Origin of the sequence: Massilia sp. TWR1-2-2 (assembly GCF_049897565.1) — a bacterium.
Lineage (GTDB): Bacteria > Pseudomonadota > Gammaproteobacteria > Burkholderiales > Burkholderiaceae_D > JAFCUW01.
Map to the genome: position 1 here is coordinate 157,962 of NZ_JAFCWM010000010.1, position 26,179 is coordinate 184,140.

Annotated in this window: 27 protein-coding genes; 10 read left to right on the forward strand and 17 right to left on the reverse strand. The window is 54.2% G+C overall.

Going from position 1 to position 26,179, the window contains the following annotated elements; all coding sequences use genetic code 11:
* Positions 1 to 671 precede the first annotated feature (671 nt).
* Together ACP7DD_RS11820 and ACP7DD_RS11825 are read right to left on the reverse strand one after the other, a co-directional pair.
* Complete coding sequence (locus ACP7DD_RS11820; protein ID WP_426174995.1) at positions 672 to 980, reverse strand: hypothetical protein; 309 nt, start codon at positions 978 to 980, stop codon at positions 672 to 674.
* Positions 981 to 1,049: 69 nt separating this feature from the next.
* Positions 1,050 to 1,292, reverse strand: a complete 243-nt coding sequence (locus ACP7DD_RS11825; RefSeq protein ID WP_426174996.1) for a hypothetical protein — start codon at positions 1,290 to 1,292, stop codon at positions 1,050 to 1,052.
* A 207-nt stretch (positions 1,293 to 1,499) separates the two neighbouring features.
* On the opposite strand from ACP7DD_RS11825, the gene ACP7DD_RS11830 reads away from it, so the two are divergent.
* Positions 1,500 to 1,856 carry a hypothetical protein gene (locus ACP7DD_RS11830; RefSeq protein WP_426174997.1) on the forward strand — a complete coding sequence of 119 codons (357 nt, stop codon included), beginning with the start codon at positions 1,500 to 1,502 and terminating at the stop codon, positions 1,854 to 1,856.
* Between the two features lie 364 nt (positions 1,857 to 2,220).
* Here the strand turns inward: ACP7DD_RS11830 and ACP7DD_RS11835 are convergent, their stop codons facing one another.
* On the reverse strand, positions 2,221 to 2,586 hold the full coding sequence (locus ACP7DD_RS11835; RefSeq protein WP_426174998.1) for a helix-turn-helix domain-containing protein: 366 nt from the start codon (positions 2,584 to 2,586) through the stop codon (positions 2,221 to 2,223).
* Between the two features lie 135 nt (positions 2,587 to 2,721).
* Between ACP7DD_RS11835 and ACP7DD_RS11840 the strand changes: the two genes are divergently transcribed.
* From ACP7DD_RS11840 to ACP7DD_RS11850, 3 genes are all read left to right on the forward strand, one after another.
* Positions 2,722 to 3,348, forward strand: coding sequence for a hypothetical protein (locus ACP7DD_RS11840; RefSeq protein ID WP_426174999.1), 627 nt, complete (start codon positions 2,722 to 2,724; stop codon positions 3,346 to 3,348).
* Between the two features lie 52 nt (positions 3,349 to 3,400).
* Complete coding sequence (locus ACP7DD_RS11845; RefSeq protein WP_426175000.1) at positions 3,401 to 4,078, forward strand: hypothetical protein; 678 nt, start codon at positions 3,401 to 3,403, stop codon at positions 4,076 to 4,078.
* A gap of 69 nt (positions 4,079 to 4,147) precedes the next feature.
* Entirely contained in the window at positions 4,148 to 5,281 is a 1,134-nt protein-coding gene (locus ACP7DD_RS11850; RefSeq protein ID WP_426175001.1) for a hypothetical protein, read from the forward strand.
* A 128-nt stretch (positions 5,282 to 5,409) separates the two neighbouring features.
* On the opposite strand, the gene ACP7DD_RS11855 is transcribed toward ACP7DD_RS11850, so the two are convergent.
* From ACP7DD_RS11855 to ACP7DD_RS11875, 5 genes are all read right to left on the reverse strand, one after another.
* A complete protein-coding gene (locus ACP7DD_RS11855) occupies positions 5,410 to 5,769 on the reverse strand; it encodes a hypothetical protein (RefSeq protein WP_426175003.1) in 360 nt (119 codons plus the stop codon).
* On the reverse strand, positions 5,766 to 6,434 hold the full coding sequence (parA, locus tag ACP7DD_RS11860; protein WP_426175004.1) for a ParA family partition ATPase: 669 nt from the start codon (positions 6,432 to 6,434) through the stop codon (positions 5,766 to 5,768). The genes ACP7DD_RS11855 and parA overlap by 4 nt, the downstream gene beginning before the upstream one ends.
* Before the next feature lie 2,192 nt (positions 6,435 to 8,626).
* Positions 8,627 to 9,541 carry a replication protein C, IncQ-type gene (gene repC / locus ACP7DD_RS11865; protein WP_426175005.1) on the reverse strand — a complete coding sequence of 305 codons (915 nt, stop codon included), beginning with the start codon at positions 9,539 to 9,541 and terminating at the stop codon, positions 8,627 to 8,629.
* Entirely contained in the window at positions 9,531 to 10,475 is a 945-nt protein-coding gene (locus ACP7DD_RS11870) for an AAA family ATPase (RefSeq protein ID WP_426175006.1), read from the reverse strand. Before ACP7DD_RS11870 ends, repC begins: the two co-directional genes overlap by 11 nt.
* Positions 10,472 to 10,678, reverse strand: a complete 207-nt coding sequence (locus ACP7DD_RS11875) for a helix-turn-helix transcriptional regulator (protein ID WP_426175007.1) — start codon at positions 10,676 to 10,678, stop codon at positions 10,472 to 10,474. Before ACP7DD_RS11875 ends, ACP7DD_RS11870 begins: the two co-directional genes overlap by 4 nt.
* Before the next feature lie 949 nt (positions 10,679 to 11,627).
* Between ACP7DD_RS11875 and ACP7DD_RS11880 the strand changes: the two genes are divergently transcribed.
* Positions 11,628 to 12,086, forward strand: a complete 459-nt coding sequence (locus ACP7DD_RS11880) for a hypothetical protein (RefSeq protein WP_426175008.1) — start codon at positions 11,628 to 11,630, stop codon at positions 12,084 to 12,086.
* A gap of 1,152 nt (positions 12,087 to 13,238) precedes the next feature.
* On the opposite strand, the gene ACP7DD_RS11885 is transcribed toward ACP7DD_RS11880, so the two are convergent.
* Positions 13,239 to 13,619, reverse strand: a complete 381-nt coding sequence (locus ACP7DD_RS11885; RefSeq protein ID WP_426175009.1) for a hypothetical protein — start codon at positions 13,617 to 13,619, stop codon at positions 13,239 to 13,241.
* Between the two features lie 734 nt (positions 13,620 to 14,353).
* Here ACP7DD_RS11885 and ACP7DD_RS11890 point away from each other — a divergent pair.
* Positions 14,354 to 14,965, forward strand: coding sequence for a hypothetical protein (locus tag ACP7DD_RS11890; RefSeq protein ID WP_426175010.1), 612 nt, complete (start codon positions 14,354 to 14,356; stop codon positions 14,963 to 14,965).
* Between the two features lie 117 nt (positions 14,966 to 15,082).
* Positions 15,083 to 15,514 (forward strand): hypothetical protein, encoded by a 432-nt coding sequence (locus ACP7DD_RS11895; RefSeq protein WP_426175011.1) that lies wholly within the window; start codon positions 15,083 to 15,085, stop codon positions 15,512 to 15,514.
* Positions 15,515 to 16,044: 530 nt separating this feature from the next.
* Here ACP7DD_RS11895 and ACP7DD_RS11900 read toward each other — a convergent pair.
* The 6 genes from ACP7DD_RS11900 to ACP7DD_RS11925 form a co-directional block, all read right to left on the reverse strand.
* The gene (locus ACP7DD_RS11900; protein ID WP_426175012.1) at positions 16,045 to 16,398 is read right to left on the reverse strand and encodes a hypothetical protein; all 354 of its coding nucleotides are present in this window, start codon (positions 16,396 to 16,398) and stop codon (positions 16,045 to 16,047) included.
* 193 nt (positions 16,399 to 16,591) lie between these two features.
* A complete protein-coding gene (gene trfA, locus ACP7DD_RS11905; RefSeq protein ID WP_426175013.1) occupies positions 16,592 to 17,452 on the reverse strand; it encodes a plasmid replication initiator TrfA in 861 nt (286 codons plus the stop codon).
* A gap of 644 nt (positions 17,453 to 18,096) precedes the next feature.
* Positions 18,097 to 18,519 (reverse strand): hypothetical protein, encoded by a 423-nt coding sequence (locus ACP7DD_RS11910; protein WP_426175030.1) that lies wholly within the window; start codon positions 18,517 to 18,519, stop codon positions 18,097 to 18,099.
* A gap of 179 nt (positions 18,520 to 18,698) precedes the next feature.
* Positions 18,699 to 19,166 (reverse strand): Mu transposase domain-containing protein, encoded by a 468-nt coding sequence (locus ACP7DD_RS11915; protein ID WP_426175014.1) that lies wholly within the window; start codon positions 19,164 to 19,166, stop codon positions 18,699 to 18,701.
* A gap of 413 nt (positions 19,167 to 19,579) precedes the next feature.
* Complete coding sequence (locus ACP7DD_RS11920; RefSeq protein ID WP_426175015.1) at positions 19,580 to 20,674, reverse strand: helix-turn-helix domain-containing protein; 1,095 nt, start codon at positions 20,672 to 20,674, stop codon at positions 19,580 to 19,582.
* 18 nt (positions 20,675 to 20,692) lie between these two features.
* Positions 20,693 to 21,400 (reverse strand): hypothetical protein, encoded by a 708-nt coding sequence (locus tag ACP7DD_RS11925; RefSeq protein ID WP_426175017.1) that lies wholly within the window; start codon positions 21,398 to 21,400, stop codon positions 20,693 to 20,695.
* 428 nt (positions 21,401 to 21,828) lie between these two features.
* Here ACP7DD_RS11925 and ACP7DD_RS11930 point away from each other — a divergent pair, with 428 nt between their 5' ends.
* Positions 21,829 to 21,996, forward strand: a complete 168-nt coding sequence (locus ACP7DD_RS11930; RefSeq protein ID WP_426175018.1) for a hypothetical protein — start codon at positions 21,829 to 21,831, stop codon at positions 21,994 to 21,996.
* Positions 21,997 to 22,037: 41 nt separating this feature from the next.
* Here the strand turns inward: ACP7DD_RS11930 and ACP7DD_RS11935 are convergent, their stop codons facing one another.
* Together ACP7DD_RS11935 and ACP7DD_RS11940 are read right to left on the reverse strand one after the other, a co-directional pair.
* The gene (locus ACP7DD_RS11935) at positions 22,038 to 22,481 is read right to left on the reverse strand and encodes a DUF6799 domain-containing protein (protein WP_426175019.1); all 444 of its coding nucleotides are present in this window, start codon (positions 22,479 to 22,481) and stop codon (positions 22,038 to 22,040) included.
* A gap of 376 nt (positions 22,482 to 22,857) precedes the next feature.
* Entirely contained in the window at positions 22,858 to 23,130 is a 273-nt protein-coding gene (locus ACP7DD_RS11940) for a hypothetical protein (RefSeq protein ID WP_426175020.1), read from the reverse strand.
* A gap of 662 nt (positions 23,131 to 23,792) precedes the next feature.
* Between ACP7DD_RS11940 and ACP7DD_RS11945 the strand changes: the two genes are divergently transcribed.
* Both ACP7DD_RS11945 and ACP7DD_RS11950 read left to right on the forward strand, forming a co-directional pair.
* Positions 23,793 to 24,434 carry a hypothetical protein gene (locus ACP7DD_RS11945; RefSeq protein ID WP_426175021.1) on the forward strand — a complete coding sequence of 214 codons (642 nt, stop codon included), beginning with the start codon at positions 23,793 to 23,795 and terminating at the stop codon, positions 24,432 to 24,434.
* Positions 24,435 to 24,901: 467 nt separating this feature from the next.
* Positions 24,902 to 25,903: a toll/interleukin-1 receptor domain-containing protein gene (locus ACP7DD_RS11950; RefSeq protein WP_426175022.1), complete on the forward strand. Its 1,002-nt coding sequence runs from the start codon at positions 24,902 to 24,904 to the stop codon at positions 25,901 to 25,903.
* The last annotated feature ends 276 nt before the right edge of the window (positions 25,904 to 26,179 follow it).

Genomic DNA, 26,179 nt, shown 5'->3' on the forward strand with positions numbered 1-26,179 from the left:
GCACGGCTACTTATTCGTAGATACTCCATTGTGAAGACGTGAATGTTGGCCGGAAACGGCGTTGTCGATGATTGGGCTGACTACCCTTGAGGCAATGCTTCAACCGAGATGCGGGTAACCGTATCGTGCCGACGGCTGCAAGATGATTAGTGAGTGGCGAAAGCCCGGCAAACAGAGGATTCGCACGAAAACCTGTTTGCTTGCTCCCTTGGGAGCGGCACGAAAGTCTTAACCGACGCGAAAGGCGTCAACTGTGTGATATATAAGGCTATACCTGTGCTGCTTGGCGGTGGCCAGGTTTCTGATTCCTTGGCAGGAATTGGGATAGTATTGAGCACCTTGGCGGGTGCGATACTGATGATATGTAGATATTCTTATGATTAAAACGGGGGCGGCGAAACTGCCCCCGTTTTCCTCTGTATCCGGAGTTTTGGGTACGCACTCAAGCCCTGCCGCGAAATCGTCGCAGGCCATGCATCATAAACGATGGCCATCTAAGGCGATGACCAAAAAACTATTGGTGACCTGGCCGGTACGAAAGGCATAAGCTGAAAAAATGGCGGAAACCAGCAAAGGATTCCGCCATCAAAATAATAAAAATACGGTCCGTTCGTTCGAGCGTCTATATGCGCAACGGCTCTCCCAATTCAATTTCCTGGTTCCTGGTTCAATCAGTGATGGGTGTGAAGCTCCGACTTCGGAAACGTAAACATCCAAGGGTTTTCTTCCCGCGCGAGACGCATCAGGTAGAACTGATAACTGATAATCAGCCATGCCGCTAGTTCAGAAAAAGCCTTCGATTTATTTTCCTCAGTAACGTTTTCGCAAGCGGAGAACGCGTCCTCAATTCTTGTCACGAGGAAGGGTACAGCGTCGTCTGGAAGTTCTTTCTCATGCTCCATCCGCTGAGCCAGCTCTGGGCTGTAGGTACGCAAGTCCAGAAGTTTTTCAACGATGTCCCCGACGTCGATTGGTCTCATGATTTTTGTCCTCAATTTTGTTGGTCGGCGCTCGCGTCAGGTCGTCAGAAACGGATGACGGCACAGGCGCTATGCTTCAGCTAGGGCGTCTTCGATTGCATCTTCCAAAGCGCGTAAATGCTTCTCGAAGAAAATCGGTGCCCTGCAGAGAGTGTCTTTCTCGACGACTCGCACTTTGCAGTCCTTTGGGATTCGGACGAGATGGCTGACGAGTTGTGTTCGCCGGCGCGCCTGCTTTTTGCTTTTGGCCTGAATGAAGGCAAGGATTCTTCCTGATTTAGTGAATTCAAACATGTCATTTTTTGACGTCATATCGTATGTCCTGTAGTTAGCAGCACTGCGCTGTTAAACCGTATAGCGATGGACCAGATAGAAATGCCGCGGTGCCGGAAAATGTTTAAAAATATTTCATCGACTCCAAAGAACTCATTCTTTATATTTGCTTAAAATTTAGGCATAGACTTGTCGGAAATCCGGTGTTAACATTCTATTTCCAACAATAAGAATAAAGGAAATCAGATGAGTTTTCTATCGGAAATATTCGACTTCATGTTCGCTCCAGCCGGCACCTTCGATTCTGATTCGGGTTCGGAGGATACAAGTGCTGACGGCAATTTTTCTGAGCATGAGTTCTCGGCAATCAACCCTGCGAACGGCATGCCGATGATTGACGGCAGCGGCGGTATCGGTGGTGTCGACGTAACGGGAAATCTCTGGGGCCATTCCGACATGTTCAGCGACCATGGCTGCGACTTGTCAGTTGACCATTCTGCAGGTTCATTTGACAGCAGCTCCATGTTCGATAGCACGTCGTTCGACAGCGGGTCGATGTTCGACTGTAGCTCGCCGTCAACCGGGATAGGTTTCGACGACTGACTACGCACCAAATGGCGGCGCCCGACATGCACGATTTGGAGACTCGGAAAGCTACCGGCATGGTGCCCTCTTCATGTCGAGCCCGCGCGCCATGATGGCGCCGGCTGCATCGAGTCACTGCGGTCGAAGCATGGCTTGATTGCTTCCGCCCGGCCAGCTGCGAGTCACGGAATCTCACTTGATGAACTCGGCTGGGTCCGTCAATTCTGCAAATAGTTTTGACGCATCACGCTGTCAACGGCGGTATGGCGGCGCCCATTGGAAGGGGAGGCGAGGTCTCAACGGACCGACTGGATTTGAAGGTCGAGGCAGAACCCTGACAGCATCGCGGGATGGGTGTCGAGAGAATCAGACGTGCAAATCGTTAATTCTTCTTGCCAGCTCGATAATGCGCCGAGTAAGTCAAGGCGAAGGAAAGCACGAATTTCTGCTCTCGGACTGGCAGCTCCTTGACGGCATCGACCAGCAGGTCGGCCATTGCGCTGCTCTTGCTTGTATCTGCCAAAAGCGTGGTGAGAGAGACCTTCAAGGCTTTGGCCATCTCGTCCAAGCGGTCGATGGACGGCAGTTGCGCGCCGGTCTCGATGCGGGACACCGTCACACTTTCGATTCCTGAAATTTCGCCGAGCTCAGCCTGTGTTTTCCCCAGTAGAGTTCTAGCCGCTTTGATGTTGCGACCTATGCGCACAGAGAGTGCGGTTCCGCTATCCGTCTTGGATTTCCTTGGCATGTTGCCTTCTCACGAAAATACAACATGGTCAACTGGTAAGTACTTTAAAGAAATGACATAAAACGATAGTAAACTTGATGTAAAATGTTGTTTTAGGTAAACTTTTCATGACCTCATCACAAAAGGAACACGACGATGGCGACAAAAATAGAAGAGTTTCTGAGGGGATTTTTGAGCATTCTTTCGGTGCTTACATGCCTGCTGCTGCCCAGCGTCAGTCATGCGCATTCGGCCGTGGCGTGGGTACAAGGTCATTCGGTCAGCACTATTTATGCGGGCTGGAATTTTCCTACCCAGAAGGCTGCGGACGCCACTGCTTTGGATGGATGTCGCAAGGCAGCGACGGAAAGCGGTCTATCGAAAGTGGCGTCGAAATGCCAGGTGCAGCACAGGCAAGAACACCCTGGGGGCGGGGCGATTGTATGCGGAATAAATGAATGTTCGATGCACACTGGTTCCGATACAGAACAAGGTGCGGTGGATAGGGCCTATCAGCACTGCGTGCAAAACTACGTCGAGTGCCAAAAGACTGAAATCAGAAGTTGGTGGGACGACGCGGGATACCCGAAGCAAGTTGCCAAGAAGGAGGCTTCTGCGAAGACCTGCGGTCCACCGCCCGGCCGGACGGTTCGTTCGACGTACCAGTGTAACAACGGTGACTGCACCAGGACATTTGAGAACGGATGCAAGGTTCGATTTCAGGCGCCGTATTGCCATGACCCGGCAACCGGCAAGTGGGAATGGAAGGCTGATGGCTGCTAGAGACGGAGCACTGTAATTTTTTGAAATTCAATTTTTTGCAAAAGGATGTCGCATGAGAAAGTTAGCATTTATTGTTCCTGCGTTTGCCATTCTCGCTGGCTGCGCCACCGGAAACAGCTATCTCGCCAACCGAAGCACCACGGTCGAGATGTATCACATCTTTGATATCAAAACCAAGGCTAGCACCGGCGTCGTGGTCAAGGCCGCCGCCGACGGATTGGCCCAAAACACAAGTGACATCCACCAGGTCACGCCGCTGCAAATGGGCAAGACGGTTCCAGTTGAACCTGGTCGTTTTGTCATCGAGGACATAGGTGCGAAGCTGGCGGGTTCGAACACGGGCATGGGCGCGATGATGCAAATGGCCGCGATGCAGAACGGTGGAGTGAGCATGAAGGCCGCGAAATGCGACGACGCGGTGTGGACGTCGCGCGCCCAGCGCAGCGTCGCCGGCTCGAGCAATTTGACTTTGTACAGCTGCCTGTACAAATATCAAGCCGGGTACCGACTGGACACCTATGCAGTGTTCAATAAAACCGAAGGTGGCCTTTACCAGGTTTCGCGGGATATCGCGAACTCGCTGGTCGGCACACCGGAACAATGGGTCAACAAGACGATTCTGGATACGGTGCACGCTATCGAAAAAGCGACCGGCGCCAAAGCTGTTCGTTTGGAGGGGCAACCGGAGCTGACCGAGCTGCCAAGTGGGGCACTTGTTGGCAAGAGTTAATGACGTTTTGCGAGCAGTTTTAGGCGCTGCTGAAGCGGCCATGTTTGTACTTGATATCTATAGGCACGAATGAAAACAATGAAGATTTTGGCGGTAGTAGCGACGGCCGTGGTGGCTGGCTGCGGCGGTGGTTCTAGTGGCGACAGTGGCACGACAACCCCGACCATGCCCGCGACAACGGCGGCCACGGTCGTCGCCAACCCTTTGACCGGCGCGGCCGCCCCCGGCGTGGCCACCACCAGCATTCGTGGTGCGGCCTACGCTGGTGCTGTCGTGACTGCGTATGGCGTGCAGCCGGACGGCAGCGCCGGCGCCGCGCTGGGCACGCCGGTCACGGCAGACCTCAACGGCTACTTCGCCATCACTACCACTTCGGCACCGATGGGCATGGTGCGCCTGGTCGCCGTCGGCGGCAAGGTCACCCGTGCGGCAGACAATACCGTGCAGCCCGGCGGCACCCTGGTCCTGGTGGCGCCGTTTGTCACGACCGAATACAACGACTTCAAAATCAGTCCGTTGACGGACATCGCCGCGAACGCGATGGCCTACCAGGCCAGCAAGGGCACAACCCTCGCGCTCGCCTTCTCGGCCGGCATGCAGAATCTGTTGGCCCTGGACAGCGCCAATGCGCTGCTGATGCAGGACAAGTCGGTCTACTTGAACGTGCTTAAGGGTGCAGTCAAGAGCGACTCGACATATTACAATGCGCAGTCGCTGCAAAGCTGGCAACTACTCAACGGCCTGGAATACCTGGGGGTGATGCTGGACCTGCCTTCGGCGACGGTGGCCAAGGTGGTCGGTGCATCGGCTCAAGGCGGTTATGCCGCTGGCGGTGTCGACGGCACAGGCAATGCCATCAACGCTGGCGCCTGGGCCAATGGCGTGTTCGTGCCAACTGCGGCGATGACGCTCAAGGCACTGATGGACGCAAAGACCCCTGATTCGCAGAAGGTCACCGATACGGCAACCGGCGGCAAGGTCGCGCCGCGCCTGGCTGAGCTGGTGAGCCGCTACCTGATTTCGGACTTCGTGATGGATGCCGCGTGCCGTAGCGGTTCGTCGCTCTTCTACACCACCCGGTATCCGTTCTATCAGGTCGATGCTCAGGGCAAGATGGTCGCCGCAGATTGCAGTGCAGCGGCCCAGCGCCTCTTGGTCCTGAAAGCGCATCTCGACACCAACAACAGCTCGACGATGAAGTAACTTGCATGCTGCCATTTCGGCGCTGAGCCGATAGCCCCCGCTAAAACACGAGGGGGCCATATGGGTGTTCAGGGTATGTAAAAACATACCGTTATAGCGCGATGAGCGCTATAACGGTATAAAGTGAATTAGCTTTTCCTGCCTGGGACTAACTTTTCAAGCCGGTTAAGGGCCTCGACCAATTGTTGACTATTGAGCAAGCCCAACGCTTGTAATCCGGCGCGTACGACTTCGCTCTTGCTGGTCGAACTACGACCTTCCTTGTTTGCAATGATTCGCAGCTCCTCGATTCGGGCATAGTCATCCGGGGGCATGGAGAATGTGTCCCGAATTACCGATGTTTTCCGCAGTGTTGGTGCCGGCGCCGAAGCGGGTTCCGGAGCTTTTAGCAGGATAGAATCTGCCTTGTCGAATCGGTCCTCCAAGGCTACATCCTGTTGCGCGACTGTTGAGCGAACCTTGACATTATCGAACATTTTCTTCGTCATTTGCATTCTCCCAGTAACGCCAACACCTCGTCGGCCAATGCGCTGACCTCATCTTTCGCCGCCTTTGCGTCCCGGCCTAGGGCCGAAACCGATACGCCGCTAACGACCGCTTCCTGATAGGCAGTTCGATTCGTCAGCCGCGACGACATTAGCGGGATGCCGAACTCACTCAATTCTTGCATGATGGCGTTTGATAGCGAGGTCCTTACGACCCTGTTAGGCAAAATGACTGCTTTCAACGCTGGATTGAAATCTGTCCCCCGTTCAATCAAACGTTTGACTCCACGAGCCGCCCATAAGTCTGCAGGTGAGGGCGGCAACGGCACGATGACCAGGTCGGCTACGAGAATCGCCGACTGAGGGCTTAACGAATCCAATCCCGGCGGACAATCGACGATGATGAAATCGTAGTTATCGAGATGCTTTTGAATCTCGCGATGCACTTTTCCAGCGTACGCCGATAGGTTGACCACTGCTGCTGGAAACGGCTTGCCCTCCGGTGCGGCATTTGCCCAGGCGGACGCTGATGCCTGCGCATCACAATCCGCCACGAGAACACGGTACCCCCGCTCAGCGAGTTCGCCCGAGAGGACCATCGTGCTGGTTGTTTTGCCGACGCCTCCCTTGGGGTGACATAAGGCAATAAGCCACGCTTGTTTGTGCATATAGTTTTCCTTTTATTGACGATGCTTACGGTTGGAACGGAGGTATTCGTTCTACTGACATGTAGCGAATGGATTTATATAGGCGGTGGAACGCGGCCCAAGCTGGTACTGTCTTCGGAGCGAACCGGGGGACTGCGGAAGGCAATGACAGAACGCGATGGCGCGCATACCGATTTGTTACAAATCCTGTTCGCGTTTGGGGCCTATGCATGTATAGCGAACGCGCTGTGGAAACAGCGTTGGCAATATAAAATTTTGGGCAGAGGGATAACGCTGCGAATGGCTGGCCATGTACAGTTGACTTCTGGAGGTGGCAGCGATGACAGTTGAGAGACGGTATTGGCTCGGCCAGAAGTGGAGCAACACGCAACAATCTATTGCGATACAACCCCGGCGACAGGATGGAACTATTTTTATGGAATAAATAATATAAACGATATCAATGGTTTGTATGATAATTTCAAAATCCTAAGTGTGTTTGCCAATTCAGTGTCATTGACTGGTCAGCGCCGGAGCGATGGGCGCCGGTAATCATGTGTGGGATTCTGTGCGATGTCAGCCCGCCGTGGAGCCGCGCGTGCACTCTAGGACGGGCGCTGCGGAACGACACCCGGCATCGTTGGTTGAGGGCTGTGGAAGTAATATGTGGGATAAGAGTGGGGGGAGAGGCACGCCGTAGCGCCAAGGCTACAGTGCGACGGGGAGGCCACTTCCGTTGGCCAAGGGGCGGCAGATGCAGGTGGGTGGCGCTGGAATCGTGTGCTGCATTGGCGCACTGCATCTCTCGGTCCCTGGCCTGAGTCCCCCGTTGGCGCGTCGCGGTATCGATTGCGGATGGCTTCCTTTGCGTGCCGGACGCACCTGGCCAACTGCATTTAAGGCACTTTTTTTTCAGAACAAGTTTTATAAGAAGAAAGTCCCGGCCCGTCTTTCATTGCCAGGCAAGCCCGTTTTTCGAAGCGAGGACGGCGCGACGTAGGCGCGGACCGAAGCGTCACCATAGTCATTCCTAGTGGACGCCCGGCAGTAGCCCTGCTGCCGTAATTTTTTGGGGGGGGGTTCCTGTGTTTCGTGCGGTTTTTTGCCGTCGTCGATAGTTCCCGACGCGCGGCGATAGTTCCCGGTTTTGTCGTCGATAGTTCCCGTTTTTCTCGGCGTCCAGCATCCCACTTCGAGGAAGGCCGCGCAGTTCCGTCAGGTACGCAAGCGGTCATCTATGGGCGAATGCCGCAGCGGCGCCGGGACGCGGAATTGCAGCACGCGGCACATTGGGCAACTGAGCGCCAGCGCCACTTTCATAATTTTTTAAGATAAGTTTTTTAAGAAGCATTCTGAGTACGGGTCTCGTTGTCAGGCAAGCCGGTTTTTTCAGCGAGGGCAGCGCCAATAGGCGCGGACCGAAGCGTCATCCCTAGTCATTCCTAGTGAGGCCCCGGCAGCGGCCCCGCAGCCGTTATTTCGGGGTGGTTTTTCTTGTGTTTCGTGGTTTTTTTGCCGTCTTCGATAGTTCCCGGCGCGGCGATAGTTCCGGCTTTGTCGTCGATAGTTCCCACCCCTTTATTGCTCTTCGCTGGAGGTCGCGTTTTGTACGACGACGCCTGCAGCACCGCGTCGCTAGATGGGGCTTTGACGGAAGCCGGTAGTGGGAGCGGTTGGCCAAGGCGTGGGCGATGGAACCGGTGGAAAGAGCACGTCGGTGTGAAGGGTGTTCAGGGTCGAGTTGACCGAGGCGTTGCTCGCGCACCCCGACGCACCACGTCTCTTGGCGCGGAGCTGCGGCGCTCGGCGGCGAAGCAAGGTAGGGACATAAGTGGCGCCCAGTGGGCTTGACACCGGCGCCACACCCGCCACGACCGCTACGCGCGGGCCAGTCAACGATGCGCTTTATCGCCGGCGTCCGGCAACCCGCGGTTGACCGTGGTGGAGGCGCTCGCCGGGCACGTGCGGCGAAAGCTCGGCGCTCGCTCCGCAGCGTAAGTGCCCCGTCGGACCCAACAAGCTCGTTCTGTCCGGCCGCCGGCGGCATAATATTTTTCGACAGCTACTGTGTTTGAAGAGGAGAGGCGAACCCGCCTCTCCTTGCTCGGCTTGCGGGCACTCCGCGCTAACTACGGTCCGCGCGCAGGTGGAGGGCGCAGCGATAGCTGCGGCATTTTTAAGGCACGGGCTGAAATCGCCGCCGCAGCGCGTCATCAAAGAGCATCAGTTACCAATTGCACCGGAGCCGTTTCGCGCTTGCCAAGCCTTTTTGGCGCGCGGTCATTCTCAGCCGTTTTGCGCTCGATAGTGCTCTCGTTGATGCGCCGGATGTCGACCTGGCCGCGAGGTAGCAGAATGCAACGCCAAGCGGGCAATTGGTCGATTGCGCTTAGCCCGGCCCGCAGTTTCTCTTCCCTGCTGCGGCGTGAGCTTCCCGTCACTTCGCCCCTCCAGATATGCGCCTGGAGCTTGCTAATAATCAGGCGCCGCGTTGAGCCAGCACGCATGGAACCGCTGAGGTACGCGTGCAAAGCCTTGGTCGATTCGTCCGGCAGCGCGTTGCGTTCGTCCAGCGAGATTTTTATGAACTGCCCGCCGCAGATAGCATCTGTCGCTCGTCGATTTAGCGCAATAATCACACCATTGTCGTTGCCGCGAATCCATGACAGAAGTCTCGACTCATACTGGATTCCGCCACGGCATTCCCAAATAGTGGTTTCCGCCAGCCGTTTGACAGCGAGTTTAATGTTTGTGATGTTCTTTCCGCTGTGGGAACGGTAGCCAGCTGCGATTTCAATTCTTCGCCACTGTGCTATTACGACGGCGACATGAGATTGCGGCCCCTCGCACGATAGTTGATTTAACAGCTTCGCCTTGTCGCCTGCCGCACTATTCGGGTCAATGGAAAACGTCTGTTGCCCCGCAATGGACAGCAGTGCTAGAAGTGCTGATTGCTCCGGAATGCCTAATGCGTCGGGGCCACGCCACTGCAGCGTGGCGTCGCCAAACGTGCGGGTAACGTCCAGCTTTGCACGCGGCATTTTGATTTTTTGCAGCACCAAAAACACCGGAGCAATGGCCAATGCCGGCTCCTGAATGGCAAACTCAAAACGCATTTCACCAGCCATAGTTTCTCTCCTTTGTAGCGCGTGTTCCCTCAATATTGCTTACCGTTCCGTCATGTTGTTTGGCAGCCGATACCCCCTTCGAAGTCGTTTGAGTCAGTACTCCGCCTTCCAACCGCTTGAGCCACAACGGCAATTCTGGCGCAATGTAGTTTGCCTTGGCGAAGTCGAGGCAAACGTATGATTTGTGCTGCCCCGTTAGCCCGTGTTTTCGCGCTATGGTTTCGGACATGCCCGACAGATTGGCCTGCCAACGAACCGCATCAGTGAGCGCACTGGAGCCGCGCGAAGCGGCGGCGGAGTCGGTGACGGCGTTGAACATTGAGGCTTTGCTGACGTGATGCGCCACAATCACGGCGGCACCGGTGTGTCTCGCCAGCGCCTCAAGCACCTGCACGATGTGGGTCATCGACGAAGAGCTGTTCTCGTCGCCGTCATGCAATCGCCGTAAAGGGTCGATGAGGACTAATCGCGCTCCTGTGCAGAATTTACAAAGGGTCTCAAAAAATTCTGTCGTGGCGCCATTGTTAACCAAAGAAACCGACTGTCCTGCCGCCGGCACGAGCAGCAGATTCTTTTCTAGCAGAGCAGTGAATTCGCTTTCGGTAGCCACAGTCGAGGCCGAAGACTTTTCACGTTGGAGGTCCATCCATTTTTTAATCGCGTGTAGGCGAATTCGAAGGATGTCGGACGATTCTTCGGCCGCAATGAGCACTACGCGCGCCGGCGTGCTGCGCGGCGTCAGAGGATTGTCGAAAGCCGGCGAACCGGTCGCCACCGCCATCCCCAGTTGGGTGAGCAACATCGTTTTCCCTACTCCCCCTGCACCGACCACAGTGCCGACGGACCCGGCTGTTAACCCGGGGAGAACGAAGTCGAGTGTGGGTGCGTTGGCGCTAAGGGCGGCGCGTATTCCCAACGGAATTATCTTCTTCATTCCAGGGCTCCCTGGCGGCTTTCAACGTGGCTGGCGAGCCAGTGGTCTACATCGATTTGCCGCCAGCGCAGCAACCTTGTTCCCGGGATGTGAAGCCGCGGCGGCACAGCAAGCCGATTACGCTTCATGTCTTTCTTAATGGTTTCCGGGCTGCGGCCAAGTAAGGCGCCTAGTTCGTTCAAATCTAATAGTGCGTTGTTCATGCAACTCCCATTGGCGACGGTGGATGTATAGGCCTGCATTGGTATGGTGTAGGCCCTACGTGCCAGTACGTGCAGTACTGTTGAGCGGTATAAGGAATGAATTTATATGCGGGCTCGGCCGCCACGGCAGGCGGCAATTGGTACTGGCCAACTCTGAAGCCGGATGTTCATGGCGCTCTTCGTGCGCCGAGCGCCATGTGCCGACCTACAGGTGATGCCAAGTTGCGAGGCAGCCCGTGCTGCGGTGAGCCGACGTCCATAGAGCAAGCGACGAGTTGGGAAAGGAACTAACGACACTTGACAATAAAGTTGCCGCATGGAATACTTCATTTATCGCATCACAACGATGCGGCGTCCCCCCATAAAGCGGACGTGGACTTTTCCAGGTCCTATTGCCATGTGCAATAGGGTTTGGGGAAAAGAACCTTTATTGCTAACGCAATAGAGGTTTTTTTTCGTCCACGTTTTTTTATGCGGTGGCTTTTGCTCTTTAAAAACCAGGCGAATGGATAGCCACGCGCAATAGGTTTACAGACCCGGCGCGGGAAATGGACCATTTTGTTTTACCTTCAATTTGCCCGCTACTTCGGCAACCGAAGAGCCCAGCTTGTGTCGCTGAAAGTGCTTCCATGGAAGAGCAACACTGGAAAATAGAACTAGAAAAATCGGCACGGTGACTTATGGCCAATTGAATTCTCGTTCGCGCAGCGGCTCCGTCCGCCATACATCTGACTCTCGCATCAATGAATTTGCGGAATTAAACGCAGAATCAGTAAAGAGCACGGGGGATTACTTCTAATTTTCGCAATCCATGCGAGAGGGCAAAACTTTTTTTGACTTGCACCACAAGAATTCGAATTTGTACCTATACGAGGAAGGGGAGCAGATAAATCTCTCCGCATAGGTCAATCGCACACGCCGCTCAGGCCAATAAAATCACAGGAAAATCATGGACAACAAAATTGTACTTTCGCTCTACAAAAATAGCCGTAATGCCGTTATCGGGAACCTTTTTGTAAGAGATGGAAAGGAAAGAGTACTCGCGACAACTCATCCAGCGACTATTGCTGCCTCAATTTTTGCAATGGAAGGGTGTACGTTAGTTTTCAAATCCGAGAAGGGTGAAGCGGAATTTACGTTTCCGATTAAAACGGAGGATTTGGTCGCGCTGGCGTCGCTACTGAGCAATCAGGACCAAGCCGATTTCATGAGTGGTTTTGCAACATTTTCCAGGTTTGATTTTTTGCACCCCTTGCCGTTCGACGACCAGGCGGACCTGCACTTGCGCACCGCAATTTTTCACATGGACGAGGCACTTGTCCGAATCGCTCCGTTATCACCGGCACCGAAGGGATTCAAAAAAGAGTTGCGGAATCGGAATCGTTATGTTTATTTCCCTTACTGCTGATTAATTTGAGGAGTTCGGACGTCAGAAGTCGAGTGAGACGAGAAAGGAGCAATTCAATGTCTGTGCTGCAAGCACTTATGATTATGGCATACCTGATAATCGCTATTTTCGCGTTGCTCGGCGCCATAGATTTCATGGTGGACAGTCTGGCCATCTTCAAAGAAACGCTCCGTAACCGAAGAGGGCGTAATGACGATAAGCATCGATAGTACCGTTCGTTTTAATTCCGGCCCCCAACTACTTGGGGGCTTTTTTTCGCTCGGAAAGCTTGTGTGGTTGCTTCTCGGCACCACTAGATAGTTGTTATTCTCATGCGGGGGTCGATTCCTGATGTAGAAGAATGCGCAGCTCTTAAAGCAAAAAAAACTGCGCACTCGCTACAACGGTGACGATGAGATGCAACGCAATATAGCGGAATCAATGGCATAAACGATATAAATCATAAATAACTGGCGTTATTGATTCAAAGAGTGTGAGTCGTGAACGCTGTCAGCGGCATTTTCTCTTTTTCTCTCGTGCGAAGATGACTGCTGAGAGGTTCTCTTTTCATCCGGCAGTCCACCACCGGTACACTCGGCATACATTTTTAGATGACGGTTGGCCAAGGTGCTCTTTTGCGCACTTCGACTTCGGGCCATGCCGTTCGCAGTTGTATGTTCGACGAGCCATCGCGAGGTGTGACACCAGGGTGCGCGTGGTCATCGGGGTGCGTTGCCGGGCAGGGCGTACCAGGCGTGTCTGGCAATGCGTTGTGTCCGAGCCGGAGCACCTCGCGACCGTCGGCCGCGTTACACATTCGTCCACCTCGTCTCACGCATGTTTGGGCAGCATGGAATAGGTAGTCGGCGTCGGCCTTGCCGAGGTGCTAGCGAATGCAGACCCTTGCCACCTGTGTCCTAGGCATTTGTAGCGTTGCCTGGGGCGCGGGCATGCCCGTAGGTCCGCCCCTTGAAGACGCTGGCAGGAATACAAACGAGCCATGGCGTAGCGATACGATACCGCGGCCTCCGGGCAGTTTTGCGCCCAATCGTTCGACATTTCATCTGCACTAAAAATCCTGAATGTCAGTAAGGGACGCCTCGGCGCCAGCGGAAGAGGTATAGAAAGAGCCGCCGACCCATACGTGAGCGGCGGCTCGGTAAATTATCGCAATTATCGGCAAATGTCCTGTTGAGGCTTGAGCTTCCCACGTCCGCAATCGGACGTTTTAGCCTCGTCGCCGCTTACGCCGAATTTCTTGCGGTGGTCTCCCATGAGCCCGCGCAACTCGGCAATGCCCAGGCCCGAGACTTCATGCATGCGAATCAGAACGAACGCACTCACAGGCGCCGCTTGGCTGCGCAGTTTGCTTATCAACGGTGCCGTTAGTTCGAGTGCGCGGGAGAGCGCGGCGTCATTTTTCAGGCCAAGCTCGTTGATTAATGCGTCAAGCAAATCACACGGCTTAAATTGCGTCGAGTAGTCCGGTCTCAGCGATTTGCTTACTTCACTAAGGTTGTCTTGACCAATATTGGTTTCTTTTGTGATACTCATTTACAGTCCTCTGATATTGATACGAACCTGAAATTAGGTTGTCCTCGTCATGTGTAGGTAGTGATAGTAAAAAGTTAAAGTCGAAATGCGTAACTACATGGCGATTAAAAGAATGAGTATTTCGGAGTGTTTCTGATGTTTTTTCATCAGAAATCAAAGAAAACCAGAAAACTTCTATAAGTTGATTGACGGCAACTAAAAAAAGATGATAAGATTCAACTTATGGACTGAAGGCATTAAGTGCTCACACTAAATGACCTGCCGCTGCAAAGAGTACCAACTCTTATGGTGAAAGAATTTTTCTAGGTCCTGTACTAAACGAACCACCGTCTTGGCAACGCATGCTCCTCGACGTTATTCCACTCCAATTTTGGAGTTAATAACGTCTTTTCGAGGAGCCATCATGCATTCACTGTTGCCAATAAAATTTTTTAACACTCTATCTTTCTCATTGAGCGGCGCTCCATGTGCGCCTATTCGCTCGACATTCTCTCCTTGTAGCGAGCCTCATTTACCCATCTCGATTCGTACGCGAACTTAACTTCAGCTCTCGAGCTACGCTTGTCTGAAAGCGACGAATTCCGCGCAAATGAGGCTGTTCGATTTGTCGGGCACAAGATTAGTGCTGGGCTGACGACCTATTTAGTGGCCGGTTAGTGGCCGGTAACCGGGTTTCCGGTTGGCTCGACCTCCAATACGCATTTAATGCATCCAATGTATCTACAAGGAACACAATGAAAATTAACGACCTCTTCAAATTTCGCGGTGAATGCTCAGCTGACGCACAAGCCATTCGTGCCATCCTGCTTCCTTGGCTAATTGATTGGCAAGAGGTACGCTCTAAAATCGAATTCGAAGGTAGCATTTATGCCATATACGACGTTAATGTCGTGTTTAGCTTGACTGACGATGGGCCGTCGCTGAATGAAATGCTTTGGCTTATCGACGCCATTGACAACTGTCACATCGCAGCCGAAACGCTTGCTCGAAAAGATGACTATACCGGTGAACGTCAGAAGCGGGAGACGTTTGGACTCCCAGCGCAACGCCCATGCGACGATATTCTGCAGCGAGTTAGCGCAGCCGTTAAGGCTCATCGAAATTTCCTCAACTTCGAACAAAATCGATATGGACATCTTTTGGATACGTATACGACTGCACGCCGCCTCGGAGAAGAATGGAACCCCTTTCCGCCCACCGGCAGACCAGGTTGGATGGTAGTTGCTGAGCAATTGCCCACTGGATTGAAGTCCATCCTAAGAATAAGTGCACCAATAGGTAGTAATAACCTCAAGAAATTAGGTGATGCCGTTGTGAAGACAAGGGTTTCAACTATCGCAGCGTGACTCTCCCGTATTTTCCCGTCGTCGGCGAGCGCGAGGGCGATGGCCAGCTGTGTCCTCCGTCGCGTCGCAGGGGCAACGTGCCGTAGAACCAATATCACAAATATTCAGGAGCGCTCCATGACGGACTTACCGCAACTCACTACATTCGAAACCAAATTTCATTTACATGTGCCTTTTTGGCTCAACGGCATATTCCGGACAATTTTCAAGGCAGCAAAATGGAATGCTAACGAAAACGTGTTCGTGACGCCAGCGACTGACCTGAATTTAAAAAAATGGGAGAAATTCAATGACTGTGCAATACAGGTTGCAGAGTCGTTAAAAAAAGCCAATTTGGCGCCCTATACTCGCGTCCCGGTTATCTACGCGCTTACTGATATCAATGCCTTTCCCCTGTTGGGCGGATTCATGAGTGCGGCTCGTCAAGCCAGCTGGAGCGAAGTCGAGATTCGCGAGGTCACGAAGCTGGCAACGTCCAGCCACTATCGGCACCTTCACTTGGTGCTTGGCGTTTTCTGCTTGGAGCCAAGTCGGAGGTGCCGACGCTAATTTGGCAGCGCACCTGGAGCGCATCGTGGGGCGGCATTAAGCGTGTCGCAGCCGCTGGCCTTTCCGACGCTGAAATTGAGACGGCAAGATGGCTGCATGAGCCGCCGACTGTCATGGGGGCAAAGCGAAGTTCTGGTCGCCGGGCACGCCCTTCAAGTTGGCGCGCTACGCTGCGCAAGCACTGACATATTTCGGTCTGCTGGGCGGGCCGCCACCGCAACACAGCCGTCGGCAGCGCCTTCGCCGGCGTAATGCTGGATGTCTTGGATGGCGGCCAGGTACGCTGGTCTCCTGTGCAGCGCTTCGATGACCGCCGATGGCGCACATGAGATTTACTGTGCGGCCTGTTTTATCTGTTCTCCCCGTTCTGCACGTTCTATCCGTTATATGTGTATCCACCGTATAAATCGCGTGAGGAGGATGACGGCCTTTCCCACTGGCCAGCGGTTCGGGATGGAAATTCGATGCTGAAGCCCTCGCGGCTTTCCAACCTTTTCGGTGGGAAAGCCGCGAGGGCTGCAGGCATGTGGCTAGTCGTCAGTGAGATACTCCACCGTGTATGCAGCGAGAGTGCACTGCAAATGGTGGTAGTCGCGCAACATTGCGTGGTCTACCGTTTCATCTACCTGTGTGTCGGTCCACCCGGCAGCACGAGCAGCACGGCTAAAATTGACGAGAAGGGCAAATGCATTGGCGTTGGTGACCGTAAAGTTAACTGGAGCGCGGAAGGTGCTAGAGTTCATTTGATGATTTCCATGGCGAGGCAATTTGTGTTCGGATTCAGGGCTTGTTCGTCCTTCCACTATTTGTCGTGAGCGGCGCCGATGCGCGACTCGGCCAAGCAGGGTTGCCAAGTCGGCCATGTTCGAAGCTGAATTTTCCATATGTAACTCCAAAGTAATTGCGGGAGCCCGCGAGGCGCCAAATGTGGAAAGAAGGCGCCGACACGTGCCGGCATGCGTCATCGAGTGACTTGACGTGTAGCAGATGAATTTATATGCGACGCTTTGGACTCCGCGAGGATGCCCATAGGGCAACGGCATGTAGACGAGGCGCTTACCGATTACGCGAGTAGGCCTAAGCGACCATCTTTTTCAGCTGCCCCCGATTTTTTTTGGTGGCAAGCACGCCTGGCTTCTTCGCGTGCGGGCACCTGGCAAACTCGAACTTGACGATAGCGCCAACCGCTACTAAGCGGCTCAGGGCGGCTTTGACGTAATCAACAAATTGTTTCGGGTCTTCGTCAGGGCGTCCGCAGGCTTCGCGCAAAGATGCGTACGTCATCACCATCGTGCAATCGTTGGAGCTGATGTAATCGTAGAGCCAGGTCTGCAGGCCGGTGCTGAGCTGCCTGCGGGTCTCGATGTTCATGTACGCATAATGTCGGGTCGGGAACAGGTTCGTCACGTCGTCGTGCAGAGTGGCGCTCCACCGTTCGCCGTCCCACGTGAAGCCGGATAGCATTGGGAACATGGTGCCGCTGGTGGTGGTCTTGTCAAGGCGAAGTGTGCCTTCGGTCAAGCGCTCGAGGCACTTACGCAGACGCTCGCTGCCTTCGCTATTTCGGGACCAACCCATGCGAGCACAGAGCGTGGACGGCGCAAATTTTATTTCTCCGGCAAACATATTGCGGCGCTGGTGAATTAGTTCGAGCAGCACGGCCTTGTCGTCTTGGCGCAGCTCCGGGCCCTTGTAGGTGACGCGGCCGCCATTGGTGGCGTCGAAGGTTTTCTTCACATACTCGAGGCGTTCAAGGCTGCGGAGGGTGCCGAAAAGCGCGCAGCAGTTTACGGTCGTGTTCATGGCGTAGGTCGAAGCGGATACGCGAGGGAGCGTGTCTGGGCAATTGGTGTCCGGTGTGGCTTTCTTTTTGTCGGCTTCAGCCTGCGCCAGGAGAGCGAGTTTTTTCTCGATGGTGAGGTTTGAGGCAGAGGACATGCGAAGGACTCTTGTTTATTGTTGTTGATTCTATGTATAGGTACGCCGCTCAAAATTCTGTTCAGAAATTGCGCCACCATGCAAAAATAGGCTCTGCACGAGCCAGAGGCGCGATGCGCTTTTACACCCCCCTTCCGGCCTTAGAACCACAAAATCTGTGCGCTTCTTCACCCCCCTGGATGCGCTTTTATACCCCCTCAGATGCGCTTTTGCACCCCTCCTAAACGCTGGGAGGCCTTATCGCATAAGGGTTCCCCGAGGGGTAATCCTTGTAATCCTCTTTAATCCCGGCGGCGCGGCGTGAGTGGGCAGGGCCATCGTCGCTACTCCCAGACCAGGCGTCGCCGATGAGGCTCCGCCTCCCCCGGAGGGCCCCCCTCCGCCGCTGAGCGGGCACCGGCAAAAGCAGCGGTCGCGAGGTAAGCGTGGTCTGTGTAAATACAGTGGTGCCGGCGTGAGCAGCGGAACAGTGGTTTTTTTATGAGAGTGCGTGCGAGGAACCAGTTGCTGCCTGACAGTCTTGGCATACCGGTTTTAAAGGCAGTTGGCCAAGCATTGCATTTGGGCGTATCGGCATCGGAACAACCTACGGCCACTCGGCAGCTGGTAAGACGTGGTTCGTTCACACCATTCTTATAAAAAAATTAGGCTTCCGTGTCATTCAGGTTCCCGTCGAAAAACACGTCGAGGACGGCGTAACCCAAGCATAACCCTTGCAGAATAGTGTGCTCTATGCCGCGATGGTGAAATACGCCGCATTTGGGCCGGCGAGCGCGCGCGGGCAGCACGGCCACGCCGTAGTGCTCGGCTAGGTGGTAGGTCGGGTTGACGTCCGGCTCGTGGCGCGATGCCTTGGGCACGCCGCTGGGCAGGTTGTCGGGCTCAACCAGCAGGCCGAGACGCTCTTCGAAGCCGAGGTGTTCCGGGTCCAGCACGGACTGCTCGGCGAAGGCGCGCGCAACGCCGAACAGTTTCGGCCGGGTCAGCTTGTCGGTCGTGGGTTGGGTGATGCAACATGGGCCATGCTTTCGTGACGCGGGGAACCACCCTGAGGCGCGCAACCGCATATCTTTTATAAATCGTTTATACGTTTATTGCGCGAATCATTGCAGCCGGCTCGATGGTAGTTGGCGGCACCGCGCAAGTTCTCGTGCTCGGGCAGGCCGAGCGTGCGCTGTGCGCCTTGCGGTTGCTAGTCGAGGCCATTCTTCACGATGGTTTGTACGCCCCCGTACGGCGCTGTCTTTCATGGCGCATACGCAGGCCGCCTCCTGGCGCGCAAGCCGCATTTCTGCCCCAGCGACGGCACGTCCAGGCACCTGCGATAGGCTTGCTGGGGATGGCGTCGCTGGCCCAGCAGCCGTTCAACCAGCACCGCGCAGCGTGGTCCCACGGCGGCAGTGGCCCGCGCCGTCAGCGTGTCCACGTTCCAGCCGGCCACTTCGCGGAGTGCCGCCGGTATGTGCGCCGCTATCGTCGTGTGGCGCCCTTTGACGGTGCGCAGGACGTGGCTGGCGATGCGTTGGCCGCGCTGGAACACCTCGACCGTCGTGCGCGTCACGCGCACATCCATCTGAGCGCGCGCATGCTGGAACGGCACCGAGTGGTAGTGGCCGGCGACCTCGACCTGATAGTCGACGCCGACCCGCGCCACTTTCCGTTCGGTGTATTCGTAGCCCCGCTCCGGCAGCGTGTGCTTGGCCGGCTGGTCCATCTCGGCAAAGGCGCGGGGCGTGGCTGCCGGGCAACTGCCATGGCCGGTAGGTGCGAGCCGGCAGCACTGCCACGCCGTAATGCAAGCCTCAACGAAATGAACCGATTGCTGCGCACGCCGGTGGTCGACGCTGACCTATTGGCCGTTCAAGCTTACGGCCGGCTCGTAGCGTGAGACCTTCGACACACGCTACGCAAGTTGTCAGAGCACAGCTCGGTCCAGCCGCCGTAGAGCCCGAGCGTAGGCACATGGCTACCCATCCAGGCCGACAAATGCTGGCTTCCAATGGCCTCAGGGTAGACGTAGTTCGATGTGCTTAGCAGGCCCAAACCCGAAGGTTACTGAGACTAAAGCAAACGGAGTTGACTAGATTGAGCAGGTCCCAGTCGTTTGAAGCTTTTGATTTATTTTTTCTAACTTATAAATTGACGATTATTTATATTTTTGATGCTTCCCGCCGGGGAGGTCACACTTGATAACGTTAAACCAAAAGTTAGGTTATCTATGTCGTCTTGGATAATGCAAAGTTCTTTAGCTATCGCTGCGCGGTTGATTCCCTCTGAACGGAGGGCATCAAAAATTTTGCGTAAAATTTGCGACGATTCTGGTCGTATCGGGCTAGGCTCGGAAGTTCGGTAGCCGTTCTTTGCTATTTGAATGCACAAATTTCGATAAGCCCATTCGGAGAAGAGGCCTAACTGATTCATGCGATAGGCGAGGGCGGCTAATGACACCCCCCATGTATGTTTAAGGTGAATTAACTTCTCGAGCGTCAGCAATCCGTGTCCACGGGCGAGAACGTTTGCTCGAGGCATGAGCAAGGCCGAGGCGAACGCGTTTGCCTCTCTCTCCATGTCTGGACTGTGCGCGGTCCCATGGAGCATGCTGTGTCGGTCTCTGACCAGGTGTCCAATCTCATGCGCAGCGTCGAAACGACTGTGCTCCGCCGACTTGAAAGTATTTAGGAAAACGAACGGCTGGGCACGATGCCAGACGCTAAATGCGTCAACCTCTCTCGCTTCGATTGCCAAGGAGTAGACACGGATTCCCTTTGACTCAAGAAGATGGATGAGATTCCCTATCGGTGCCTCCCCAAGCCTCCAGATGCGTCGCAATGTTACCGCAGCCTCTTCTGGAGATAGGTCACTCAGGTCGGGAAGGTCAGCCTCGGGAAGACGGAAACGTTCTTCTATCCAATCATTGAGCAAAAATGCGGTTACGCCAGCTCCTAGTGCTGTGTTCCGAAGCGTTGCGGACATCTTCGACATTGAGCGGAAACTGGCCGTCTCCGGCTCAATGGCTGGTAGGTCATCGCCAGAGAAAAAATCGACAGGAAATCGAAGAACTTCCCCAATCGTGGAAAGCTTGTCAGGTTCAGGCGCATACTCACCATTTTCGTAACCTTGGAGTGACCTAACTTGGAGTCCAAGCTCCTTTGCAAGGCGCGCTTTGGTAAAGCCCCGCCGCATGCGCGCGAATCTAAGCCTGGAGGGGTTGAAAAACATCATATTTAAGACTTACTTGTATTAAGTTCCGGTTCGGCGCTCAATTGGAACATCAATAGGTCCAGTCGCAGCGTCGCTTTGATTGACTGATTCGCCGTCTGGCAGAATCGGAGAAAGAATAAGACGTTCGCGCCAGCCTATTATGCGTTTTTTCTCGAACTCAAATGGGAGCGAGAGCTCGGCGCGAATCTCTGTCTTCCCGTTCGAACCGATGGCGACATGGTAGAGTAATACCCAAAGCTGAGTTGCCTCTTTTGTTTTAGCGAGTTCGCTAGAAACGTAATTTGCATCGAAAAGCTTTAGCTGTTCCTGATTTCTAGCGATTGCATTTTCAAGCACTACGCCTTTTTGGGCTTGGTTGCTCGGATTACCTTGAATCCAACCCGTATCTGAGTCCCCAGTCATCAAGCAGAGCGCAATACTTCGGTCAGGCGAAACAATAAAAGGGCAGTTACGCAAATCCTCTTTTTTCCATCCCCGTTCCGACAGCATGGACCGCAGAGCATAAATTGACTCATGCCAGTGGTAGGAGCCCGCCGCAGTCGTGCAATGCATATCGGTAGCTTCAATTCGCCGTCGATACCCATGTTCACTAACCTCTCTCAGTAATGCCAAATCGAGCGTAGGATGTAGCTTCGAAAGGCGCGCAGATACAGAGTCGGGCTCCGAGACAACCGTGCAGGTAGTGTAGGAGCTAGAGTTGAGAAAGCCGGGCAGCATGGGCAGCAAGGTCGCCTCCTTAGGCATGTGAACTTCCGGAAATTCTACCACATATTGAGGGCTGGAAACCGGAAGTCAGGTGAAGCTGGCCGAGGTGCCTTCTCAAAGCGACGTCAGTACTCGAGTAGCGGCGCTTGAAGCGATAGGTTGTGGTGCGGCGTTGTCGACCGTATCAAGCTCGCTGGTCAGGATGCCAGCCATGTATTTCAGTGCGACTGGCAAGTAGCGTCGAAAGTCACAACTCTGCGCTATGTCCCGTGCGTCGCATTTAGCAAGTTGGCAGTAGCCTACAGACGGTGACGGCGTGGACGACATGGGCTGGGCAACAAGTCCAGCTCGCCACGCCATCGCTAGTGCGGTCATACGGCTGGACGGCAGCGCTATAGCTAGGCCGGCCACCGCGACCTGCGAGTGGCCAACTTTTAACGGAGGTCGAAATGAACAAGAAAATTGCGCCCAAGGATAACAGCGCCAATATGCCAAATCCCAACAAGGGAACGTCTGGCACCAATCGACAGTACGACCAGGTCCAAGGAAATCGGGGCAAGCAACTCTCCGAAAACCAGCAATCGACGCATGGCGTTGCGCACTTCGATGCCGTTTGAAAGAGGGCGTCCATTTCATTGGAACCCTCGCCACAGTTTGATTACTTCATCATTTTGCCGGTGTGGTCCATCATCATGCCGTCATGCATTTTCATCTTCTTGCCGTTTTTCATCATCACGGAGCCATCCATCATGACTTTGTTGCCGTTTGGCATCGTCATGTCTTTATCCATTGCCATGGACTGACCGTTTTTCATCATCATCATCTTGCCATCCTTCATCATCATGCCGTCGTGCATCATAATGTTGCCACTTGCATCCATCATCATGCCGTTTTGCATTTTCATCTTCTTCCCATCTTTCATCATGACCATACCGTTCATCATGACTTTATTTCCGTTGGACATCGTCATGTCCTTATCCATCGACATAGATTGACCGTCCTTCATGGTCATCATTTTGCCGTCCTTCATCATCACTTCCTGCGCCATAGCCGCATTTGCGGAGAGTATTAGCCCTACAAGAGCCAAGGAATACTTGTTCATGTTCGGTCCTCTTATGTAATGAAATTCAAATGATAAGAGAAATTACAATAAAAGCAATGCCGGCGTTTGTCAAGCGACGGCGCTCACAGAATTCGGAAAAGTGCAACACAATGCTCGCAGTAGTCGCCGTCTCCTTGCTTCCGACTATAGGTCAAGGCTGAAACGAGCGGAATCCAGGTCGAACATGGCCCGGGTAAAAAGCGTGTTCTTGCTTTCCTAAAATTTCTTGCCACAATCCTCTGCCGGGCCTCTTAGGCTAGGGCACGCTTGGGCTTACCGTTCCAAAAAGCCTGTTGCCGGCTAACGCCGGAGGTTAACGACCCAACAGCGCCCCTGATTTTGCCGCCAGTTGTTCCCTGCGAAGCTATTCGCCGTGCTAGTCAATCAGCAGCGCCGTCGGAATGGCCGCCATAACGTTGGCTCGGGCGGACTCGATGGCCTCGCCCATGCTGCCAGAGTCTCGCGTGAACTCAAGCGTAATATGCCCAGGGCGCCCGGCTCCAATTAAGGCGTCACCGCAGCCCGCTGCGCCCAGCCGCCGGGCAAGGTCATCGTGGTCCCAGTTGTCGTCAGGCAGCTGCAGCCTCAGCGTGAATAGATGTTCCATGACGGAAATTATACTGCTGCGCGTCGCGAGCTGCAGCGTCAAGAACCGATGAGCAGACGACAGTAGGGGACCAATAGGCTGGCATCAGGTTGTTGCCACTAATTTTGGCAGCCCCTAGAAACGCCGTAGGCAATGGGCTTGCGAAGTTCTCGCAGCAGTTATCCACCGGCATGTCCACCCGAACTGTGGGCAAATTCAAAGGCCACCCTATGCCGGCGTCATCGGTTATTCGCAGTGGTGATATATCTCATTACAAACAATGATTGGCGGAATATGCGGCAGTGCAGCATACTTCACTTGTCTCCTCCAACTTCCTTAAAAGAATTGGATTTAACCCGCCCCTCAGTTGGCGGGTTTTTTTTAACCAAAATTTCGGCTCCAGGGCAAATGCTAGTGGACTGTCGTGGCTGGTGTGCGTGTGCGGGTGAGTAGGCCAAGCGCGCCTGCGTGTTCGGCCTAGGTAGGCTGCAGTGCGATTAACAAATCCGAACACATAGAGACTGCGCTGCGACGAATTGACGCCGGAGGTTCGGTGTCGATTTTGCCTCCTGCCCGGATTGGCGTCGCCCATGCACGTTGTCCGGAGGTTGCGCTGGGTCGACAGCTCACTTCAATTCTTCAGCCAAAGGTCTGTTTTGGCGTAGCTGGTGGGGGACTTTGTGATGCTATACTGTTGCCCGTAGTCAACAAACTCAAGGGCATACATGCGACACTTACTTATCCTAGCCACCGTAGCAGTTTCTATTGCAGCGACAGGATGCTCTGACCCAAAAGCAGCGACCGAAAAGAATTTCAAGGTCGCTATGCAGAGCTACTTGGACAAAGAGTACCCAAAGTGCTATTTCGTTGAAAAATTCCCGAAGACAGTCGATTTTTACGGTATCGAAGACGCGCAGCACGGCACCTTGCAGGCTTTGACCAAGGCCGGCATGCTATCTATGAAGGAAATAGAGCGGAAGGAGTTGAAGGATATTTTCGGCGGTGCGACGAAGACGCTGGTGAAGAGCACGTTCGACCTGACGGATGAAGGCCGAAAGGCTTACAAACCCGACGCCAGGAAGAATTACAAAGGCGAAAGCATAGGCGGTTTTTGTTTCGGTAAAGCCACGGTCAAGGCTGTCACTCAATTTTCGGAACCAGCCGATATGTTCGGGCAAAGAGTATCCCGGGTTAACTACGAATACGCTGTGAGCGACCTGCCAACGTGGGCAACATCGCCTGAAATGACATCAGCGTCGAAGTCGCTTAAGGCTGATGCTAAATCCAATGTCACGCCGGTTAAAGCACTCCAGGCCGCTATTCTCACAAACAACGGTTGGGTGCACGAAAGCCTATTTCAGAAGTGACCCAAAGCACTTTCCATGGCTGACTCCTAGTGCGCCGCCAACCGCAGAAGCTCTGCAAATAGCAGAGGTCGGAATCTTCGGTCGCGGCCACATTTCATTGCAGCGGGTTTCCCATGGATTTGGTGGCGGGGGACACGCAGTCTGCCAATTGCCGCCCCAACACTCTCCCAATAAATTCGCCTCCACTGCTGGTCGCTGCAATGAGCGTCCGCACGTCAGCGTTGACCACAGCCTCCGCAATACCTGCAGCGCCGGCCGCCGCCATCACGGTCGCGTATCTGAGAGATGATGTGGACGGCTAACTTAGCCTGGCCCACTCACGGCGATACCTTGGATGCCGCCCTTGGCAAAGACGTTCAATCAATTCTACAGCCCGTTTCCCAATGGCATGCGATGATATGGCTGGTTGCGATGGCCAGTTAGCGCATGATTGAAATATTTTCCAGATACAAATAGGGACTCCCCACATGGCGATAGTTTTCTTCTCCTACAGTCACGTCGACGAAGCGCTTCGAGACCAGCTCGAGATGCACCTTTCATTGCTCAAGCGCCAAGGGCATGTAGAGGCCTGGCACGATAGACGCATTCTTGCCGGCGACGAACTGGACCCAGCCATCAAGGAAAATCTGGAAAACGCGGATGTAATCCTGTTGCTCGTCAGCGCAAATTTTATCGGTTCCGATTATTGCTACTCAAAAGAAATGGAGCGAGCTATTGAGCGCCATAACGCTGGCGAAGCGCGTGTCGTTCCTGTAATTCTTCGCCCTTGCGACTGGCATTCTGCCCCGTTTGGAAAGTTAATGGCGACGCCAAAAGACGGGAAGGCAATTACGATGTGGGCTAACCCGGACGAGGCGTTTACCGACGTCGTTCGTCAGGTTCGCACCGCCGTCGAAGGCATGAATGCGCGCTCAGCGAACGTCGGCGTCTGCTCGGGTAAAAGCTCAGCTCCTGCCGTGGCAGTATCGCAGCCCGGAGCTAGTTCGATACTCGCTGGGCCCAATCCTGCTGACGATGCACCTCGCTCGAGCAATCTGCGCCTCACCAAGGAGTTCAGTGACTTGGAACGGGATGAGTTCATCCAAGCATCCTTCGACTACATGGGACGGTTCTTCGAATCCTCATTAGCAGAGCTCGCGACGCGACATCCTGATATTGATGGCCGATACAGGCGAATTGACGCAAGACGGTTTACTGCAATCATCTACCGTGATGTAAAAGCTGTCTCACAATGCGCTATCCGTATCGACAGTATCGGCAGCCGGAGCCAGCACATTGCATTTTCGTACAACGCCAGCGCGTCGGACGGAAGCTCAAACGAAATGCTGCAAGTAGAGTTTGACAGCCAGGCTATGTACTTCAAGTCGCTGGGCATGCAATCGACTGGCGGACGAAACCCGGGGCGGCTCGCAGAGCAGGGTGCAGCCGAGCTGCTCTGGGACTTACTCATCGCACCGTTGCAGCGTTAGGAAAATTGGTTTTTCGCAGGTCTCTACACTAAAATAGGTCAATAAAAAAGGAGTGAAAAATGAAGATTTGCAGACATAATTCCCTTCCTGGGCTATTTGAGGCCTTTGAGCGCGACGGCAGCTTCGATGTTGCGCCTCAAGGCGGCGGCCTCCTAAGTGTTTAGATTCGTGTGATTATGTACCCATTCGTAGTTGGCCCCTTTTCAAAGCCAGGCACGTTTTGAGTACACTTCTTCCTTCCAACGAATCGCGTCCGAGAACATGACACAAGCCTTG

What these genes read in the sequence shown, in the direction of transcription:
- ACP7DD_RS11820 (WP_426174995.1), bottom strand. Translation starts at nt 980, where the DNA reads ATGAGACCAATCGACGTCGGGGACATCGTTGAAAAACTTCTGGACTTG.
- ACP7DD_RS11825 (WP_426174996.1), bottom strand. Translation starts at nt 1,292, where the DNA reads ATGACGTCAAAAAATGACATGTTTGAATTCACTAAATCAGGAAGAATC.
- ACP7DD_RS11830 (WP_426174997.1), top strand. Translation starts at nt 1,500, where the DNA reads ATGAGTTTTCTATCGGAAATATTCGACTTCATGTTCGCTCCAGCCGGC.
- ACP7DD_RS11835 (WP_426174998.1), bottom strand. Translation starts at nt 2,586, where the DNA reads ATGCCAAGGAAATCCAAGACGGATAGCGGAACCGCACTCTCTGTGCGC.
- ACP7DD_RS11840 (WP_426174999.1), top strand. Translation starts at nt 2,722, where the DNA reads ATGGCGACAAAAATAGAAGAGTTTCTGAGGGGATTTTTGAGCATTCTT.
- ACP7DD_RS11845 (WP_426175000.1), top strand. Translation starts at nt 3,401, where the DNA reads ATGAGAAAGTTAGCATTTATTGTTCCTGCGTTTGCCATTCTCGCTGGC.
- ACP7DD_RS11850 (WP_426175001.1), top strand. Translation starts at nt 4,148, where the DNA reads ATGAAAACAATGAAGATTTTGGCGGTAGTAGCGACGGCCGTGGTGGCT.
- ACP7DD_RS11855 (WP_426175003.1), bottom strand. Translation starts at nt 5,769, where the DNA reads ATGACGAAGAAAATGTTCGATAATGTCAAGGTTCGCTCAACAGTCGCG.
- parA (WP_426175004.1), bottom strand. Translation starts at nt 6,434, where the DNA reads ATGCACAAACAAGCGTGGCTTATTGCCTTATGTCACCCCAAGGGAGGC.
- repC (WP_426175005.1), bottom strand. Translation starts at nt 9,541, where the DNA reads ATGGCTGGTGAAATGCGTTTTGAGTTTGCCATTCAGGAGCCGGCATTG.
- ACP7DD_RS11870 (WP_426175006.1), bottom strand. Translation starts at nt 10,475, where the DNA reads ATGAAGAAGATAATTCCGTTGGGAATACGCGCCGCCCTTAGCGCCAAC.
- ACP7DD_RS11875 (WP_426175007.1), bottom strand. Translation starts at nt 10,678, where the DNA reads ATGAACAACGCACTATTAGATTTGAACGAACTAGGCGCCTTACTTGGC.
- ACP7DD_RS11880 (WP_426175008.1), top strand. Translation starts at nt 11,628, where the DNA reads ATGGACAACAAAATTGTACTTTCGCTCTACAAAAATAGCCGTAATGCC.
- ACP7DD_RS11885 (WP_426175009.1), bottom strand. Translation starts at nt 13,619, where the DNA reads ATGAGTATCACAAAAGAAACCAATATTGGTCAAGACAACCTTAGTGAA.
- ACP7DD_RS11890 (WP_426175010.1), top strand. Translation starts at nt 14,354, where the DNA reads ATGAAAATTAACGACCTCTTCAAATTTCGCGGTGAATGCTCAGCTGAC.
- ACP7DD_RS11895 (WP_426175011.1), top strand. Translation starts at nt 15,083, where the DNA reads ATGACGGACTTACCGCAACTCACTACATTCGAAACCAAATTTCATTTA.
- ACP7DD_RS11900 (WP_426175012.1), bottom strand. Translation starts at nt 16,398, where the DNA reads ATGGAAAATTCAGCTTCGAACATGGCCGACTTGGCAACCCTGCTTGGC.
- trfA (WP_426175013.1), bottom strand. Translation starts at nt 17,452, where the DNA reads ATGTCCTCTGCCTCAAACCTCACCATCGAGAAAAAACTCGCTCTCCTG.
- ACP7DD_RS11910 (WP_426175030.1), bottom strand. Translation starts at nt 18,519, where the DNA reads ATGCGGTTGCGCGCCTCAGGGTGGTTCCCCGCGTCACGAAAGCATGGC.
- ACP7DD_RS11915 (WP_426175014.1), bottom strand. Translation starts at nt 19,166, where the DNA reads ATGGACCAGCCGGCCAAGCACACGCTGCCGGAGCGGGGCTACGAATAC.
- ACP7DD_RS11920 (WP_426175015.1), bottom strand. Translation starts at nt 20,674, where the DNA reads ATGATGTTTTTCAACCCCTCCAGGCTTAGATTCGCGCGCATGCGGCGG.
- ACP7DD_RS11930 (WP_426175018.1), top strand. Translation starts at nt 21,829, where the DNA reads ATGAACAAGAAAATTGCGCCCAAGGATAACAGCGCCAATATGCCAAAT.
- ACP7DD_RS11935 (WP_426175019.1), bottom strand. Translation starts at nt 22,481, where the DNA reads ATGAACAAGTATTCCTTGGCTCTTGTAGGGCTAATACTCTCCGCAAAT.
- ACP7DD_RS11945 (WP_426175021.1), top strand. Translation starts at nt 23,793, where the DNA reads ATGCGACACTTACTTATCCTAGCCACCGTAGCAGTTTCTATTGCAGCG.
- ACP7DD_RS11950 (WP_426175022.1), top strand. Translation starts at nt 24,902, where the DNA reads ATGGCGATAGTTTTCTTCTCCTACAGTCACGTCGACGAAGCGCTTCGA.